18 protein-coding genes and 1 pseudogene are annotated in these 17,949 nt (G+C 57.2%); 2 read left to right on the top strand and 17 right to left on the bottom strand.

Annotated elements, in window-relative coordinates:
* Positions 1–38: 38 nt before the first annotated feature.
* From DHN60_RS22265 to msrB, 4 genes are all read right to left on the bottom strand, one after another.
* Positions 39–248: a hypothetical protein gene (locus DHN60_RS22265; protein WP_159089147.1), complete on the bottom strand. Its 210-nt coding sequence runs from the start codon at positions 246–248 to the stop codon at positions 39–41.
* 15 nt (positions 249–263) lie between these two features.
* Positions 264–1,091, bottom strand: a complete 828-nt coding sequence (locus DHN60_RS07565; protein WP_159089148.1) for an MBL fold metallo-hydrolase — start codon at positions 1,089–1,091, stop codon at positions 264–266.
* Positions 1,092–1,216: 125 nt separating this feature from the next.
* Positions 1,217–1,723 carry a peptide-methionine (S)-S-oxide reductase MsrA gene (gene msrA, locus DHN60_RS07570; RefSeq protein ID WP_108836660.1) on the bottom strand — a complete coding sequence of 169 codons (507 nt, stop codon included), beginning with the start codon at positions 1,721–1,723 and terminating at the stop codon, positions 1,217–1,219.
* Entirely contained in the window at positions 1,720–2,169 is a 450-nt protein-coding gene (gene msrB, locus DHN60_RS07575; RefSeq protein ID WP_108836661.1) for a peptide-methionine (R)-S-oxide reductase MsrB, read from the bottom strand. Before msrB ends, msrA begins: the two co-directional genes overlap by 4 nt.
* A 124-nt stretch (positions 2,170–2,293) precedes the next feature.
* Here msrB and DHN60_RS07580 point away from each other — a divergent pair, with 124 nt between their 5' ends.
* A complete protein-coding gene (locus DHN60_RS07580; protein WP_108836662.1) occupies positions 2,294–2,821 on the top strand; it encodes a glutathione peroxidase in 528 nt (175 codons plus the stop codon).
* Between the two features lie 52 nt (positions 2,822–2,873).
* On the opposite strand, the gene DHN60_RS07585 is transcribed toward DHN60_RS07580, so the two are convergent.
* The 10 genes and pseudogenes from DHN60_RS07585 to DHN60_RS07630 form a co-directional block, all read right to left on the bottom strand.
* On the bottom strand, positions 2,874–3,107 hold the full coding sequence (locus tag DHN60_RS07585) for a hypothetical protein (protein WP_108836663.1): 234 nt from the start codon (positions 3,105–3,107) through the stop codon (positions 2,874–2,876).
* Between the two features lie 116 nt (positions 3,108–3,223).
* On the bottom strand, positions 3,224–3,895 hold the full coding sequence (locus DHN60_RS07590) for a YjbF family lipoprotein (RefSeq protein ID WP_108836664.1): 672 nt from the start codon (positions 3,893–3,895) through the stop codon (positions 3,224–3,226).
* Positions 3,892–6,012, bottom strand: a complete 2,121-nt coding sequence (locus DHN60_RS07595) for a YjbH domain-containing protein (RefSeq protein WP_108836665.1) — start codon at positions 6,010–6,012, stop codon at positions 3,892–3,894. The genes DHN60_RS07590 and DHN60_RS07595 overlap by 4 nt, the downstream gene beginning before the upstream one ends.
* Positions 6,013–6,095: 83 nt before the next feature.
* Positions 6,096–7,466: pseudogene (locus tag DHN60_RS07600) on the bottom strand (UDP-N-acetylglucosamine 4,6-dehydratase family protein).
* A 116-nt stretch (positions 7,467–7,582) separates the two neighbouring features.
* Positions 7,583–8,266 (bottom strand): sugar transferase, encoded by a 684-nt coding sequence (locus tag DHN60_RS07605; RefSeq protein ID WP_108836666.1) that lies wholly within the window; start codon positions 8,264–8,266, stop codon positions 7,583–7,585.
* 6 nt (positions 8,267–8,272) lie between these two features.
* Positions 8,273–9,043 (bottom strand): NAD(P)-dependent oxidoreductase, encoded by a 771-nt coding sequence (locus tag DHN60_RS07610; protein ID WP_108836667.1) that lies wholly within the window; start codon positions 9,041–9,043, stop codon positions 8,273–8,275.
* Positions 9,044–9,046: 3 nt separating this feature from the next.
* Entirely contained in the window at positions 9,047–10,294 is a 1,248-nt protein-coding gene (locus tag DHN60_RS07615) for a glycosyltransferase family 4 protein (RefSeq protein WP_108836668.1), read from the bottom strand.
* A 51-nt stretch (positions 10,295–10,345) separates the two neighbouring features.
* A complete protein-coding gene (locus DHN60_RS07620) occupies positions 10,346–11,353 on the bottom strand; it encodes a GlxA family transcriptional regulator (RefSeq protein WP_234423565.1) in 1,008 nt (335 codons plus the stop codon).
* The gene (locus DHN60_RS07625) at positions 11,322–11,720 is read right to left on the bottom strand and encodes a thioredoxin family protein (RefSeq protein WP_108836669.1); all 399 of its coding nucleotides are present in this window, start codon (positions 11,718–11,720) and stop codon (positions 11,322–11,324) included. The genes DHN60_RS07620 and DHN60_RS07625 overlap by 32 nt, the downstream gene beginning before the upstream one ends.
* 74 nt (positions 11,721–11,794) lie before the next feature.
* Positions 11,795–12,664 (bottom strand): DMT family transporter, encoded by an 870-nt coding sequence (locus tag DHN60_RS07630; RefSeq protein ID WP_108836670.1) that lies wholly within the window; start codon positions 12,662–12,664, stop codon positions 11,795–11,797.
* A 131-nt stretch (positions 12,665–12,795) separates the two neighbouring features.
* Between DHN60_RS07630 and DHN60_RS07635 the strand changes: the two genes are divergently transcribed.
* Positions 12,796–14,163: a DUF3179 domain-containing protein gene (locus DHN60_RS07635; RefSeq protein ID WP_108836671.1), complete on the top strand. Its 1,368-nt coding sequence runs from the start codon at positions 12,796–12,798 to the stop codon at positions 14,161–14,163.
* 57 nt (positions 14,164–14,220) lie between these two features.
* On the opposite strand, the gene DHN60_RS07640 is transcribed toward DHN60_RS07635, so the two are convergent.
* The 3 genes from DHN60_RS07640 to DHN60_RS07650 form a co-directional block, all read right to left on the bottom strand.
* Entirely contained in the window at positions 14,221–14,508 is a 288-nt protein-coding gene (locus tag DHN60_RS07640; protein WP_108836672.1) for an HU family DNA-binding protein, read from the bottom strand.
* Positions 14,509–14,639: 131 nt separating this feature from the next.
* Positions 14,640–16,100, bottom strand: a complete 1,461-nt coding sequence (locus DHN60_RS07645; RefSeq protein ID WP_108836673.1) for an AMP nucleosidase — start codon at positions 16,098–16,100, stop codon at positions 14,640–14,642.
* Positions 16,097–17,899: an adenine deaminase gene (locus DHN60_RS07650; protein WP_108836674.1), complete on the bottom strand. Its 1,803-nt coding sequence runs from the start codon at positions 17,897–17,899 to the stop codon at positions 16,097–16,099. The genes DHN60_RS07645 and DHN60_RS07650 overlap by 4 nt, the downstream gene beginning before the upstream one ends.
* Between the last annotated feature and the right edge of the window lie 50 nt (positions 17,900–17,949).

The raw sequence follows: 17,949 nt of genomic DNA on the forward strand, positions 1-17,949 counted from the left end.
TGGCCCCACCTGACAAAGGTGCAGGCGGGGCCATCGCCCTACTCTTTTACAAGCCGCAGTTTGGCCAAGTCGGTCCCGACAACAATATTGCCCTCAAAACCACCGTCGCGCACGGCGCTTTCATAGTCCGCTTGGGTCAAACCGCCCTCGGGCAGTGGGTATGGTCCCTGACGCGGCGCGCCCATCGGTGGGATCAGGTGGGTCAACATCAGGTTCGGCACCCCGGCCCGTTTCGACAGACTGCCCAAATCCGTTGCAGTGGACTAACGGAAATAGATCGGTGGGGGAAAACCGGTTGTCCCATCTGGCCCCATGACGGGGTGAATGACCGAATGCACCACAATGTCAGCCCCTTTGGCCAGCAATTCGACCTGAGCAGACGTGGACGTATCGCGTGGTGGTGCCGGGCTGTCATTGCCAGCATCACCGCCGATCACGACGCTGCCGGCCGGCGTGTCCACCCGGTAAGACGCGTGGCCCGCCACGTGACGGCTTGAAATGGCGGATACGCTCACTTCACCGCGTTCCCATACTTTTTGGGGTGTTTGAGAGGCCGGGAACGTCATGACATTCAACAGATCAGACGGCCCACCGGGCAATCGTTTTGGATTCTCGGCCAACCGCTGCGCCATCTCTCCCGACTGGATCAGCGGGGCACCAAGAGCCTTGGCAAAATTCTCGCAACTCATGATCCGATTGCCCGCCGCCTCGGCGTCGGCATGGCAGACCATGTCGACCTTGGGGCCCCCAGAATTGAAATGCCATCGCAACTGCATCATGTCCGGCAGCCCTTCGGAATGGTCAGAGTGCACATGGGTCAGGAAAACGGCTGTGAGACGGCCGACAGGCACACCGATTTTCGACAGCTGTTGCGTGGTTCCGCGCCCCGTATCGAACTGCAAAAGAACGTCTCTGCACCCGGTTTCTTCGTCGCCATAAGTGACCAAAGTTCCGGATCCGGCCTGTCCCTGAAAGACTGGTGGACCACCTTGGGTGCCCGTCAAAGTAACCTCAATACACGGAGCTGCGATTGCTCCTGTGCCCGAGGCGGCGACAGCCCAAAAGGCCACCGCAGCTAAGCGGTTGAACATAACGAATCCTCCCAATTTCATCGATATTTTATGATTTTTCCAGTTTTACCGATTTTTTGGGAAGTTGGCAAAAGAAAACGCGGCAGGTCGGGGACCTGCCGCGCTGAAGTCACGTCAAGACTGATCTATTCAGCCGCGCGCCGCGGCAATACCCAACCAGGCCGCACAAAGTGACAGGTATACCCGTTCGGAATACGCTCGAGGTAGTCCTGATGCTCAGGCTCGGCCTCCCAGAAATCGCCCACGGGCTCGACCTCGGTCACCGCCTTTCCCGGCCACAAACCAGATGCGTTCACATCGGCAATGGTATCTTCGGCAATCTGTTTCTGGCCCTCATCCACGTAGTAGATGGCAGAGCGATAGCTGAGGCCGCGGTCATTGCCCTGTTGGTTGATCGTGGTCGGGTCGTGGATCTGGAAAAAGAATTCCAGAAGCTCGCGGTAGGACGTCACAGACGGATCAAAGATAATCTCGATCCCTTCGGCATGGGTGCCGTGGTTGCGATAGGTCGCGTTCGGGACGTCGCCGCCGGTGTATCCTACCCGCGTCGCCTTGATCCCCGGTTTCTTGCGGATCAGGTCCTGCATTCCCCAGAAACATCCGCCTGCCAGAACTGCGCGTTGATCGGTCATGCTACATCCTCCACTTGATCCAGATATTTGCCATAGCCTTCACTTTCCATATCGTCGCGGTGGACAAAACGAAGCGAGGCCGAGTTGATGCAATACCGCAGGCCGCCGCGATCCTTTGGTCCATCCGGGAACACGTGGCCCAAATGGCTGTCGCCGTGTTTGGAGCGGACCTCGGTGCGGATCATGCCGTGCGAAACATCGCGGAATTCGTCAACGTAAACGTCCTCGATCGGTTTAGTGAAAGAGGGCCAGCCACAGCCGGATTCAAACTTGTCCGAAGACGCAAACAACGGCTCGCCCGAGACGATGTCGACATAGATGCCCGGCTCTTTGTTGTTGAGCAGTTTGCCGGTGCCGGCGCGTTCTGTCCCGCTTTCTTGCGTGACATAGAATTCTTCAGGCGACAGGGTCGCGATGACGTCGGGGTTCTTGGTGTATTCAGACATGATGTCCTTTCCCGTAGGTTTGACGAGGCTTGGTTCATATTTGGAGCAATTCGCCACGATTGAAAGAGGGTGACGCCAACCGATTTTGCCCTAAGTCCAGTGTACCCGAGAATGAGAGACCAAGATGCAACGTACAATTGTCGTCCTGCTTGCCATGTTTTTGAGCGGTTTTGCGTCCGCCGACCTGCCCGATGTCTCGTTTGCATCAATTGACGGGGGGCAACTGCATATGTCCGATTGGGATGGGCGTCCGGTCATGGTCGTTAACACCGCGTCGCAATGCGCCTTCACCGGTCAGTACGAGGAATTGCAAGCACTCTACGACACATATCGCGATGAGGGGCTCGTTGTGTTGGCCGTCCCTTCGGACGACTTTCAACAGGAGTTGGACTCCGCCGCAGAAGTAAAAGAGTTTTGTGAGATGGCCTTTGGCCTGGACCTGCCGATGACTGACATCACAAGTGTAAAGGGTGCGCAAGCCCACCCGCTGTACCTTGCGGTCAAATCAGAGACGGGTTTTGTCCCGCGCTGGAATTTCAACAAGGTACTGTTTGGCGCAGACGGCGATGTCGTTGCGACATGGGGTGCCCGCGCCTCACCCATGTCAGCATCAGTGAGGCGCGCAGTCACACAAGCGATAGGACAGCAGTAGGAACCCGGGGCTTTACCCTTTTCATTGGGACGTGCCTGGGTGACGCCGCCGATCAGTTCGTTGTGGTGGTGGTCGCGCCAGTAACAATCATGGAAGCCGCAGCACTGGCCGCAGATGTGGCGACCGTAGACGTGGTGGTCAGTGCGCCAGCGGTTTGCCCCTGAACAGTTTCAGCGCCGGTGCTGCCGGAAATCAGAATATTTAGCGGGATGTTTTGCGCGAACCCGGCGGTCGATACCAGTGTCGTTACGGCGGCGATTAATGCAGTGTTCAGGGTCTTTTTCATGCCTGTGGCTCCTCTAAATTACAGAGGAAAAGTTATGTCACATTTGACAAGAACTCAATCTGAAGCCCCAAAAGTCTGAACAACTGGTTAACGCGCGACGGCATGTCTGAACGCAGTTATTCGTTCAAAAGCCGTGTTCTTATGTACCCAAGATCTGGTCCGGCCCATTGCCGCGATTGCCATACCGTCGATCCACCCGCATCAACCCAGAAATCATACACTTTGGTCTCAGCCCCCCATCGGCACGTCACCCGCACCTGACGGGTTTCAATCTGCCTGCCGGCTATGTCGATGACATCGCCTTCGATCAATTTAGATTGGCACGACAGATCAACGGCCTTGGTTCTGTTTTCAGAGGTGACCGTGTACAACACATGATGCCCAGAAACTGGCGCGCGGGCAGACAACGCCGCAATCATTGTTTGCGCCAAGCTCGAGTCGACATCGTTCCCCACCCCGCGGGTCGCAATCAGCACACCGCCGCGCAACACGATCTGCGCCCCGTCAGCAGATCGCCATATCCTTACGGCACCGCCCGCAGAATCCCTGCGATCTGAAAACGGGGACAAAACTGCGACTCGTCCAGATCGCTCAAGCGTCACTTCCAATGCTGGCGTCGTCAAAGCGGCAATCCATTGAGGTGTGAGCTTGGATACATCTTCTGGCGCTGGGGACGGTTTGCGCAACGGATTACCGAACATTTGGGCATATGGCACATCGCTTCCGCCTGAACACCCCAGCAGAATGGACGCCAAAACCAACAAGCACGCTTGATAGACAGAGGTCATTGCCACACTCGCCCCCAATCATTCGCCACGTCCACCAAATGACCGGACCGGATCTGATCGTACAGGCGGCCGGACACGTTCAGCCGGGCGCCGCCATCCCGCTGGACTGGCCTGACCGTGGTGCTTACCGCCCGACGCGTCGGACCACCGGTGAACCAACTGACCGGCACGGTGAACGTTATTCCCTTGTCAAAAGAGCCTTCGCCGAAGTCTTCGGCCGACACATCCGTGAGTGTGAAAAAGCCACCCACGCGCCACCCGTTGGCAAATTGTCGTTCGACCGTCACTGTTGCGCCGACATCACCGGCCAAATATTGCCCCGTATCGATCTGCGCGTGATATCCATTCCCAAAGTCGTAATAGGCCGACAGATGGCCCGTCGCGACGTCGTAATCCTGAAATCCGAACCCCTGATCAAAATCTCGCTGCTTGGCGTAGTTAAGTTCTATTCCGACCGCGAGTTGGCTGTCGGCGGGCTTCCACAACAGTTCACCTGAAAGACCGCCGAACATCTGCTCAAGATACCCGATACTGACACGGGCATATGTGGTTGGCCCCGGTTTCCATTGCTTGGACAAAACAAACTGTTCCAACGAGGTGTCGGTGGCCTGCGCGTACAGCAACGCATCAGTGCGCACATGTGGCAAGACGGAGTCGGATGGCCGCGATGCATCTGCAATGTTGCCAACAAGACGGCGGCGTATTTCACCAAACACTTGCCATCCCGGGGCCAATCGATATTGCGCCACCGCTGATATCCCGAGGTCCGCCCGTACGGGCCGATCAGGATCGAAAAAGCTGGGCCGGATGTAAGGGCCAACCGCCCACCTGAAGTTCGGATAATAGCCGTCGACCTGTGCCGTCCGCCCTTGAGGTGCCGGATCAGCGTCCGAGATAAAGGTGCGAGACAGCAACAACGCGCTGGCATCAGGCTGAAATTCAAGCGTCTCAAGATCGCGCCGTGACAGTGTGACCTTGGATATCGGGAAGTCGTTTGTGACCAGCACGATGTCAAAGGTTTCAACCGAAGGCGGCAGGATCCGGGCCATTGCCCGCGCCGTGCGCCCGGTCAGAATCGCAAAATTGTCAAACCTGTCGCTGGACACCCGTGTTTCGGCACGGATTGCACCAACAGATACACTGTGCAAACGGATGCCGTCTTGGGTCAGTTCTGTATCCAAAGCTTCGCGGATCACCACCGGCGCATTTTGTGCCGCGATCCATCCTTGGTCATAGGCCGCCGGGTTGGACAGGCGCTTTGGGCGTTCGATGATGGGACGTGGACCAGAAAGCCTGTAAGGGACAGGTGGGTTTTTAGGGTTAACTTGCAGTTGCAGGTTTATTCCAATTTCCGAGCCATAAAGCCAATAACCACCGACCCGGAGCGCTGGACTGACCTGATATTCCATACCGAAATTGAAATGGGATCGATTGGAAAAAACTTCGCGTGATGTTTCAGCAGTATATGCATCAGTCGCGTATTCGGCCTTGAGACTCAGCCCATCACTCACCTGCCACACCACACCGCCAAAGGGTGAGACTGGCCCGCGAAACCACTGGTTCACACGGAGTTCGCCACCCGGATCGCCGGGCACAAACTGTGGACGATCCGCACCGAACGGGGAGCCGATGGACCCCGTGCTGCCCAAACGCCCCCAGCCCAATCCCGCGGTCACCTTCACCGCCCCTCCAAAGCGAAACGGCTGTGCAAACCCTTTGGTGGCGACCACGTATTCTCCGGCGTAAATCCCCGTGCCTGCGATGTCCTGCAATCCGATCGAGATTGCCGGGGCTTTCCGTCCCGCTTTGACCAGCAAATAGCGGAAATCAAAGCTTCTATCCCGGTAGGTGTCGAACCCATCCGAATTCCAGTCCTGAATGCCGGAATATCGAAACGTCACGGCAATACGGGGTGAAAATTGGAAGGTGAAGTTGGTCCGGGTCTGGCCGCCAAAACTGGAAACGCCGATGGCAATTTGTCCGTTGGGCAGTGCGCCTGCACCCGGCATGTCGATCAATCCTGGGACACCATAGAAGTTGAGAGTTGGCGTTAAAGGCGAGCTTGCGGGCGGTGTCCGTTCTTGTGCCAACACGGAAGGCGAAAAACCGCAAACCATGAGACACAAAAGCGCTGTATTCAGGTGCGCTGTCAAAACGCTGCACACTTTGAGACCTCTGACTTGCGATGCACCATTGCGCATCAAGAGCATTCAGACCTCATCCGTTGTGAACGCCGTATTTTCGCGGGCAAGGAAGCGGCACAGTGCGGTCCATACATGCCTTCGGGCGCGCGCATCGCGTTCTCTGCCACCTCTGCGTTCCCTGCGACCCAATTGCATGCATTGGCGCGCGCGTTCTCTTCATCTTCGTTTGCAAGGGCCTGCTCAAAAGCGCGCAAGGCTGCCGCGATTTCACATTCACTCAAGCTGGCCTCAATCGCGGTGAATATCCTTGGATGAGACGTGGCCGCGCGCCTGCCGTTCACAGTGAGTTCTTCTTGCAGTTTCTCGCCACGTCGCAATCCAATGAATTTCAGTTGAATGTCGCCGGTCGGGTTGTCCTCATCGCGCACACTCAGGCCCGCATTGTGAATCACCCGGCGGGCCAGCGTTTCAATCTTCACCGGTTCGCCCATATCCAGAACAAATACCTCGCCGCCCAGCGCCATGGAGCCAGCATGCAGCACGAGTTGAACAGCCTCTTGCACGGTCATGAAAAACCGCGACACGTCCGGGTGCGTCACGGTCACGGGCCCACCGCGGCTCACTTGATCGTGAAACAACGGCAATACTGACCCAGAAGAGCCAAAGACATTGCCAAACCGCACGATTGAAAAGACAGGCCCATTTCGCCCAGCCAAACGCCGTGAAGCATCCTGTACGACCAGCTCACAAAAACGCTTGGAGGCCCCCATGACGTTGATTGGGCGCACCGCCTTGTCGGACGAAATGAGGACGAACTGTTCGACGCCAGAGGCGACGGATTGGTTTACGAGTATTTTTGTGCCGACAACATTGTTTTGCAATCCGGCAAGCGGGTTCAGTTCAACCAGAGGAACGTGTTTGTAGGCCGCCGCATGCAAGACAACTTGGACCGCGTGAACGCTAAGTGTCTTTCGGATTTAGCGTTCATCTGTGACCGATCCAAGAACCGGAATAACTTCGATGTTGGTCCCTGCTGCGGCACGACCAATGGTCTGATGCACCTGATAAAGCGCAGCTTCGCTCAGCTCGAAAAGAATGATCTTTCGCGGACCGCAAGCAAGTACCTGGCGACTGAGTTCAGACCCGATGGATCCCCCTGCCCCGGAGATGAGCACAACGCGGTCCGCATACGACCCCGCCCCGTCCAAGTGGGGTGTAAGCCCGCTTCGACCCAGCAATTGAGTTGCGTCGTCAAGATGACATTTGTCTGCCTTCGCGGAGCGATGAAGAAAACCCGCGTCGGCAGGGCCCTCGTTGTGCCTGAACGCAAAGGGAACTGCCTTAAAAACGGTGCATTGGACGATACGTGCCATCGTAAAAACGAACCGAAACAGGGCGAGTATCAGGGGTTTGGTTCGTCTGATCATCGCGCCCTCTGCGCCCCGCACCCCGACAATTCCGTCGTAAAGTGCCGCGCCAAATGTTCGAATTCTGTGGGCGATCTGGAGTGCCCAATCACCTTCCGATCATTGCGTACTGTTGCTTAAATCCGAGTTAAGACGCCCGTCGCTTTTGATCTTTGCCGGTTTGCAGGCAAGCGGTGAACAGAAGGTGGGCGCACCGCACGGAACAGGTTGGCCGCCGTTTCCAATCCCAGCCGAAAGTCAAAGGCAATGGTCTGATGACGTTGATATATAAGGTCGATGCGAGCCTTGCGGGGCACACAAATACGGGCATAGACCGCGTCGGTTTGCTTGGATGTGCGGCACCGAGACAGCAGTAGAGCCTCGTGCTTGTGAAAGCGCAATGTCGCAAGACCGGTGACACCCGGGCGCATCTTTAGAACACGGGCATAGAGATCTGGAAACTGGTCTACATATTCAGGCAAAGGCGGGCGCGGGCCGACAAAGCTGATGTCACCCTTGAGAATGTTCCAGAGTTGCGGCAATTCATCCAGCCGACTGGCGCGCAGTTTTGACCCTAGCGGAGTGATGCGCCCGGACTTGTGCCCGCCGGACACCCCCGCATCGGATGCAACCACGGTCATTGTCCGAAACTTCCACAACCCAAAGCTTTGATGTGGTGTTTTCATGCGCTTTGCCACGTAGAACACCGGACCGTCCTGCGCCCGCCAGATGCGCCACGCGACCCACGCCATTAGCGGTGCCAGAAGGACACTCAAGAACGCCGCAAAAATCACATCCAACGTCCGCTTGCCCAGTGTCATTCGACTCTACCTGTTTTGCCAATCCTCAACGATGCCAATCGGAGTACTGTCCGCGGCCTTAAATTCTGTGAACGTACGCAATCGAGTCGTATCAAGGTTAACAGTTGGTATCGTCGCGGCGGTTGCCGGCTTGGGCCGCCACTCCAAACACGCCGCATCAAGCAAGGCGCCCATTTGAATGCAACCGGGCGCAGCCACATTCAAAAGAGGCGGCAATGCCGGCGCCTCAGACAACGCCGAGAGCGTGCGAGCCAGTGCATTGGGGCCAATGTAACTGCGACAAGGCGTACTTCCATCTGGTAGTTGATCAAGCCGGAAACCGGGAACCCAGCCTGCCAGAATGGCATCCGCGCCCGCCACGTTACCAAGGCGCAAGACTGTGTTGGGATGCGGGTGTTGGGCCGCTGCACTTTCCATTGCAAGTTTGGCTTTGCCATATTCGGAGTAGGGCGCCGTCGGACCATCCTCAGCACATACACCCGCCGTACCGCCGTAAACTGCTGCACTGGATAGCAAAATGACGCGCCCAGCAGAAACATCTTGTGCTGCGTCGAGCGTTCGCACCGCAATGTCTGTGTTCATGTGCAGAGGCTGAGCACTGGCATTCGTAACCCCAGCCATACAGATAACTGCATCCGCACCGCGAAGGGCCACGCGCAAGGCAGCTGTGTCAAGAATGTCTACGTCAGCGCGGGTGAGCCACCGGGCCTTCTGCGGAAACACTGGGCGCAGCAAACGAGCAAGCTTGCCGCCCGCCCCAAGAATGACCAGTTCCACGACCTAAGGGACCGTCATGCGGATGTCTTTGGGTACAAGTGCGTTGATCTGTCGGATATGTTCGGGCAGGCAAACGGACAGAAAATCATAGTTCTCGACCACATGCTGACGGGCTGCCGCGCCAATATGCGAAAAATCGCCCGGACATTCCAACACCTCGGCCACTTGCGCAGCCAGCGCTTCGTGATCGAAAAAATCGACCAGAAGGCCGGTTTTCCCGTGCTCCATCACCTCACGCACCGGGGCGACATCGCTGGCAACAATCGTTGCCTTCATCGACATGGATTCAAGCAACGACCACGACACAACAAAGGGCATCGTCAAGTAAATGTGGCATGTGCTGATCTGAATGATCTGCTGGTAATTTGCATAAGGCACCTGCCCCAGAAAATGCAGACGATCCCAATCCAACATATGCCCGACCTCGGCCTCCATCTGGCCCCGCAGGCCGCCGGGGTGTTTGGATTTACCACCATACGAGGCCTCGTTCCCGCCAATGACCAGAACCCTAGCGTTTGGGCGTGCCTTTTGGATTAAGGGCAAGGCGCGCATGAACTGATGAAAACCGCGCGTGGTTTCAAGGTTGCGCGCCATAAACGTGACCACCTCATCAGATGCGGTCAACGGACGACCGATCCGCCCCAGTGACACACTCACCTTTGGATCAGGCAGCAGCTTGTCCGTGCGGATACCGTCATGACAGACATAAATTTTGTCATGGAAACTGGGTGGAAAGCGGTTTCGTTGCCACCACGTGGGACTGTGGGCAACATCGACGACCTCGATATTCACCAGAGGCACCACATTGTTGCCATGCATGATGTAGGGCGCGTGATCAGAGACCACATCGTTTGGATCAAACCCGACAGTACCACCGCGCACTGAGTAGAAGTATTCAAAAAAGCCGATCATTGGCGTCTTGGGCAGGACCTCCCGGAAAAAACTCATCTCGCCCCAACCGACATGACCAATCACGATATCTGGAATAAAGCCGCCCGACACGATCTCGCGCAGGGCCGTAACCGCACCAAACCCATTGCCCGCAGCCGTTTCCCAGTTTTTGGATAGGCCATAGGCGTCGTTCGCCGCCTTGTGATGGGTTTTGTAGCGAACCGTGCGCACACCCGCGAAGTCTGGAGCCTTTTCCCGCTGGGTCAAAAAGACAATTTCGTGATCACCTTGTGCGGCCAGCCATTGCACCAGTTCACGGTACTGGCCTGGCATGTTCTGGTGCACAAAAAGCAGTTTCATCAGAGCCTCACAGTCTTGTCCGTGAATACAGTTCGATAACAGCCCGCGCAATCAAGGCGACGCAGACCATATGGCAGCAGTACCGCGTTTTTCTTGCCCTGGGCTTAACCCGAACGTCGCCCGATAACTTTTTGAGAAATGGGAGAGGGAGCGAAACCCGCAAGCAACACAAATATCCGTCACACTCAATGAGGTTTGGCGCAGCAATCCACGCGCTTTTTCGAGACGAAGTTTGAGATAGTACCGTTTGGGCGGCATTTTCAGGTGCTTGGCAAACAGTCGCTCAAGCTGGCGCGTGCTGATCGACACGAGGGCAGCGATTTCCTCAGGGCGCAGCGGGTCTTCGAGGTTATTTTCCATGATCTGCAGAGCCATTCCCAGCTTGCCGTGAGCCAAATCCGGGCGGGCACGGTGGGACAATCTCTGGCCATGGGTCGCTCCGCGTGGATCAGTATAGACCATCTGGTCGGCAACCCATGTGGCGAGATCGACTCCGTAATCCCCTTTGATCCGGGCCAGAATCATATCCATGGATGCCGCCCCTCCGGCGGTCGTGAACACCCGGCCATCAATCGAATAGAGACTGTTCTCGATGATCACGTCGGGCAGCAATTCGACCAATGCATCGTAGTACTGCCAGTGGGTTGTCACCCGCTTGCCGCCCAGCAATCCAGCCAAAGCCAGGGTGTAAGTCCCCGAAGACAGTGCCCCAAAATCCATGCCTTTGCGGGTTTCCCGCCGCAGCCAGTTCAGCACGGTGCGCGTACTGCCGCTTGCGGCATCATCGCCCGCACACACGACCAGCGTTTCGTGACGATCAAGCGGCGGCAGCGCGCCATCAACAGCACATGTGACTCCATTGTAGGCCGGAACTGGCGCGCCCGTTTCACCGACAATCCGCCAACTGTAGAAAGTGTGCCCGGACGGGTGCAGGTTAGCGAGGCTCAGCGCCTCAAGTGCACAGGAAAAACCCAGTAGCGAATAGCCCGGGATGAGCAGAAAAACATAGGCCTTGGGCGGTGACCCTTCAGGCAGCAAGGGCGGCGTCCAAAAGGGCACGTACCTGTCGGGCGTAGGGTTCGTTCACCAGTCGGGCCTGTTCCTCGCCATTCTTCATCACAAGGAGGGTCGAACGGCGTTCGACGTTGAGCCGTTCTGTCATCTGGGACTGACCAAAGGTGTCCCAATCCACATCCACGAAGGTCAGCTGCCCATAGGCCGGGTTCTCGGCAATCGCTTCGGCGATCAGATCCGCCTTGATCTGACAGGTCAGCGACCAACTGGCCCGGTAATTCAGGATCACCACTTGGTCCGTCTCGCGCAGCACGTTCCAGATGGCAGGCGAAAACGTTTCCGCAGGGTACGCGAAAACAGGCCGGGCAATCAGTGCGGCAACTGAAGACAATAAAAATGTACGACGGTGCACGGGCGACGCTTTCTCAAATCAATGAACTGGCCCAAAGGATATTGCGCATGCCTCGGCGCGCAAGAGGGCGCGCATCATGTTTTCTGGGCGCGTGACAATTGCACCGCAAGAATTCCCGCTGCGATCACGCCCACACCGATCACATCCCGCAGTCCCAGACTTTCGCCCAAAAGAGCCGCCGCGACCGCAACTCCAAAGAACGGATTGAGAAAGTGGAACGTCGCCGCCTTGGTTGGCCCGATCCGTGCGACCAGCGCAAACCATATCCATGTGGCCAGCAATCCCGGCGCCAAGGTCGTGTAGGCAAATGCTGCGATCAGTTCAGGCGTCATATCGACCCGGATCGTTTCGGTCAGTGCCGAGGCCACGGCCAGCACAATCGCACCGACAAACATCTGCAAGCCGACCACCATCATCAGGTTGCCGCCCGCCGACATTGTGCGCATGGAAAGGGTTGCGACGGTCAGCGCAATGGTTGCGATCAGGCACAGAGCGACGCCGTACATGTCCACTCCTGCCTCCATCCGTGCCGACATGATCAGGGCAACGCCCGCGATGCCAAGGATCAGCCCGATGATTCCCAGCGCAGGCAGACGATCACGGAATACGATCCATCCAGCAAAGGCCACCAGCAGTGGCATAAGCGAGGCGATGATCGAAGCCAGCGACGCCTCGACCGTCTGCATCGCATAGAAGTTGAGGCCAAGGTAAATCGCGTTCTGGCAGACGCCAAAGATAATTGTCGCCCGCCATTGATCCCGCGTCAGCCGCCACGACTGGCCAAGCAGTCGCGCAATGGCCACGCCAATCAGCCCGGAAACGAAGAACCGCAGTGCCAGAGACGCCAATGGCGAGGCATCGGCCACAATGATCCGCGCCGACGTAAAGGCCGAAGACCAGATTAGGGCAAAGGTCAGCCCCATCAGTAACGCGCGAATGTCCATGAGCCTGCCCCTTCTTGCGCGGACGTTCGGGGAAATGGGGCGGGGATGCAAGGCACGTCATCACGCGCCTTTGTGATGAATGTGATCATCAAGCCGTGCACATATGAACTGTGGAGCCGGGAGGGACATCAATGCAGTTCAATCGTCGTCAGTTTACAGGTTTGGTAATGTCCGGGGCCGCGCTGCCGCAGGCAGCCCTTGCCCAGGATTTGACCCCAGAGGCGGCACAGCGCGCTGCGTTGTTTGGGACGTCATCCGAGTTTAAGGACGCGATGTCCTATATTAAGGAGCGCGGCGATTTGGACCTGGTCGCCGGCCTGCTTTTGTCCTTACGGTTTTCTCGTGCGCGCGGGTCGGTCATAGGGCAGACGCTTGAGGCGCTTACTGGCGAGGATTACGGCACCGACTGGTTTGATTGGATGCTTTGGCAAGAAGCAAACCCACAAATTGTTCCCAATGCCAGTTACCCCGCTTTAGCGCGGGAAATATATCTGAGCGTAGATTCCAACTTTGACCAGTTCCTACGCCCTGAACACATCACGCGGGACCGCGCGCGTATCCGGCTGGAAGAGGTTACTTGGGGTGGGGTCCTCAAGGACGGCATCCCGTCGCTCGACAACCCGGACCTGATCCCGGCCGCGGATGCGGAGTATCTGCGTGGCGACGATCTGGTGTTTGGTGTGTCGATCAACGGGGACGCACGAGCCTACCCCCTTCGGATCATGGGGTGGCACGAGATGTTCAATGAAGTGATCGGGGGCGTGCCTGTGGCGCTGGCCTATTGCACGTTGTGCGGATCGGGCATCTTGTTTGAAACGGATGTGGCCGGGCGGACTGACCCTTTCGTTTTTGGGTCTTCCGGGTTCCTTTACCGCTCGAACAAGCTGATGTTTGATCGGGGCACAAACAGCCTTTGGAACCAGTACACCGGTGAACCGGTCATCGGGCCGCTTGCAGACAGCGGGATCGCCCTGAAACAGCGCCCGGTTGTGATCACCTCATGGGACAAGTGGAAGGCATCGAACCCGAGCACCAAAGTTCTTTCTGTCAACACCGGGCATCGGCGCAACTATGGATCAGGCGTGGTCTATAACGAATATTTCGCCTCGCCCGATCTGATGTTCCCGGCGCAAGTCGATCAGAAATCGCACGCACAAAAAGACTATGTCTTTGCAATCCGGCAATTCGGTGCCGCACGGGCCTGGCCACTGGACGCCTTTGTGGGCATGCCCGTGATAAATGACGGTATCAGCGACACGCCCCTGCTGCTGGTGGGTGACGCAGAGGCACGCAGTGTGCGGGCCTATGAGCGAGGTTCGCGGACATTCACAACAGCCGCTGGTCGGATTAAGGATCAGGACGGTGCCGAATGGAGCGTCACTGAAAGCGCCGTAATTGGACCGGATGGCACGCGTTTGCCACGCGTTGCCGGACATATCTCTTACTGGTTTGCGTGGGACAACTATATGGGCGACGCCGCTACAGTGTACGAGGGTTGATCGGACAACAAAAAAGGGCCGCCCTTGGGCGACCCTTTCATCAGTCTGTAAGCTGACTTAGCCGTTCACGCTGTCTTTCAGCGCTTTGGCGATTGTCATTTTGACAACCTTGTCCGCGTCTTTCTTGAACTGCTCGCCGGTGGCTGGGTTGCGCACCATACGCTCTGGGCGTTCGCGGCAGTAGATTTTGCCAACACCGGGAAGAGTAACGGCACCACCGCCGGATACTTCCTTGGTGATCAGGCCGCACATTGCGTCGAGTGCAGCGCCTGCAGATTTCTTATCAGTGCCCATATCCTCGGCCAGTGCGGCGACGAGTTGGGTTTTTGTCATTGGTTTTGCCATTTTCTGGTCTCCTTCGTCTGCCCGACAATTAGGGCCTCCTACCCGTTTTGTAACGGTATGTTGTAGGAAAACACAACGAATAGTGGCCTCTTGCAAGGGGAAAACAGCCATTTTTAGCAGTTTTCAGCCCATTAAAGGAAGGCTGTCTCGTCAAACGCACGTAATTTTCGACTGTGGATGCGTTCCAGCGGCATTTCGCGCAGCTGTTCCATGGCCCGGATTCCGATCATCAAGTGGCGTGCAACCTGCTCTTTGTAGAAGTTCGAGGCCATCCCCGGCAGCTTCAATTCACCATGCAACGGCTTGTCCGAAACACACAGGAGCGTGCCATAGGGCACCCGGAACCGATAGCCATTGGCGGCAATCGTCGCGCTTTCCATGTCGAGCGCAATGGCACGAGATTGGCTGAGGCGCTGCACAGGGCCATGCTGGTCACGCAGCTCCCAGTTGCGATCGTCATAGCTGGCCACTGTCCCGGTGCGCATGATCCGCTTCAACTCGTACCCTTCCAGTTGGGTTGTTTGCGCGACGGCCTGTTCCAGCGCGATCTGGATTTCCGCCAGTGCCGGGATCGGCACCCACGGGGGTAGGTCCGTGTCCAGCACGTTGTCTTCACGCAGGTAGGCATGCGCCAGAACAAAGTCTCCCAAGGCTTGGCTATTGCGCAGCCCGGCACAATGCCCGACCATGATCCATGCGTGTGGACGCAGGACAGCTATGTGATCTGTCGCAGTCTTGGCATTTGATGGACCGACGCCGATATTGACCAGAGTGATACCCGATCCATCCTCACGCTTCAGGTGGTATGTCGGCATTTGCGGCATCTTCGGACTTGCGGCCAGGGGTTGGTCGCCTGCAGTGATCTCGGCATTGCCGGTTGATACAAAGGATGTGTAGCCGCTGGCCGGGTCATCCAACTGCGCGCGTGCATAGGCTTCGAATTCGGAAACATAGAACTGGTAGTTCGTGAACAGCACGTGATTCTGAAAATGATCGGCATCCGTTGCCGTATAGTGGGCAAGGCGCGCCAGCGAATAATCAATGCGCTGCGCCGTAAAGGGCGCAAGCGGGTGAATCCCGCCGATAGGTTCGTGCGTGCCATTGACGATGTCATCATTGGTGTTGCTGAGGTCAGGCACATCAAACACATCACGCAATGGAAAGGCGGCAGCCCCCTGCTGTGGGACAGTGATGTTTGGATCGTTGGCGACCGCAAAGTGCACGGGCATCGGCGTGTTTGAGTATCCGATTTCGACGGGCTGGTCATGGTTGGCAATCAAAAGGCCAATCTGCTGTTCGAGATAGTTGTTGAACAAATCCGGGCGGGTGACGGTTGTTGAGTAGACGCCAGGATCAGCGACATGCCCAAAACTCAGCCGCGTATCCACGCGGGCATAGGACGATGTGGTGAACCGGATTTCGGGATAGTACGCCCTGATCCGGCCCTCTGGCGCGCCGTGTTCCATGGCACGCTGGAACTGTCCGCTGAGAAACTGGATCGCGTCTTCGTAAAGGTCGCACAAATGGGAGACAGCCGCCGCCGCATCGTGGAATTCGGTGTGGCCGTGTTCGGCCTGTTCTAAAGTTTTCATGTTGTTGGCTCGAGTATAGGTATGAATTCAAAGGTGCGCACATCGACCAACCCCAGGTCTGAGATGCGCAATTCGGGGATAACGACAAGTGCAAGCAAGGAGTGCTGCATGTAGGCGTTGTTGAGAGTACAGCCGCAGTCCACCATGGCCTGCACCATCTTGTCGGCTTTGGCCGCCACGTCGCGCGCAGGACTGTTGGACATCAGGCCCGCAATGGGCAGTTCGACCAGGGCCATTTCTGCGCCATCGCGCCAGATGGTAATTCCGCCGCCGACTTCTGCCAGCCGGTTCGCAGCCAGCGCCATCTGCTCGCGGTCGGTGCCGACGACAATCATATGGTGGCTGTCATGGGCGACGGTCGACGCCATCGCCATGCGCCCTTCGTAATTGAAATCAGCGACCAGCGCGTTCGTGACACCACCGGTTGCTTGATGTCGTTCGACCAGCGCAATCTGACAGGTGTCGCCATGGCTTTCGACCTTGCCATCGCTGACGGGCATGTCCCGTTTCAGAGCCTTGGTCGGGGCTTGGTTTTCGACCACACCGATGACGTTGGCAGTCACCGAATTGCGCCCTTCGGGTGCCTTTATCTCAAAGTCAGCGGCGGTCTTGGGTGACCCCATATGCACAGTTTGGCGTGCACTTTCGGGCCAGTCCAAGTGTGGACAACTCACTGTCAGCGCACCGTCCATGGCCACTGTTTTGCCGCGTGCGATGACGTGTTCAATTGGGAGAGTCTTCAAATCTGATGTCAGGATCACATCCGCCCTTCGTCCCGGGGTTAGCGATCCAATCTCTCGTTCCAAACCAAAATGTGTTGCCGTGTTGATCGTCGCCATCTGCAAGGCGACCAATGGATCGCACCCACAAGCAATGGCGTGGCGCACGACGCGGTTCATGTGGCCTTCGTTCACCAGTGTGCCAGAATGGCAGTCATCCGTGCACAGGATCATGTTGCGCGGATCGAGACCTTTTTCCGTGATCGCGGTGATCTGCGTTTCGACATCATACCACGCACTCCCCAAACGGATCATAGACCGCATCCCCTGCCGCATCCGCGCAATTGCGTCGGCCTCGACGGTGCCTTCGTGATCATCTGCCGGGCCACCAGCGACATAAGCCGCAAAATCAGGACCCAGATCAGGTGAGGCATAGTGCCCCCCCACAGTCTTGCCCGCGCGTTGTGTCGCTGCGACTTCGGCCAACATTTGCGGATCACCCGCCGCCATGCCGGGAAAATTCATCATCTCGCCCAGACCAATGATGCCCGGCCATGCCATGGCCTTGGCCACATCGTCAGCGCTGATTTCATACCCTGTCGTCTCCATGCCCGGCGCGGAGGGCGCACATGAAGGCATCTGTGTCCAGATATTGACCGGCTGCATCAGAGCCTCGTCATGCATCAACCGTACACCCTTGAGGCCAAGTACGTTGGCAATCTCATGCGGATCAGTGAACATCGTGGTGGTGCCATGTGGGATCACGGCGGCTGCGAATTCTGCAGGGGTTAACATACCGCTTTCGATATGCATGTGCCCGTCACACAGGCCGGGGATCATGTAGCGCCCGTTTGCTTCGATCACTTCTGTATCGGGGCCGGTGCAATAGCTGGCATCTGGCACAATACAGGCGATGCGCCCGTGTTTGATGGCAATGTCATGGTCCGGCAAAGCCTCTCGGGTGTGCACGTTCACCCATATGCCGCCCCGAATAACGGTGTCAGCGGGGCTGCGGCCAGCGGCAACATCAACAAGATCGGGGGCGGTGTCGGGCCACGAAGGGAAGGGCGTGTGTTCCATGTCCCGTTGGATCAAGATTTTTGACCAGACGCAAGGGGGGTGGTGGCGAT

It is taken from the genome of Tateyamaria sp. Alg231-49 (assembly GCF_900143535.1).
In the GTDB taxonomy this organism is placed as follows: Bacteria; Pseudomonadota; Alphaproteobacteria; order Rhodobacterales; family Rhodobacteraceae; genus Tateyamaria.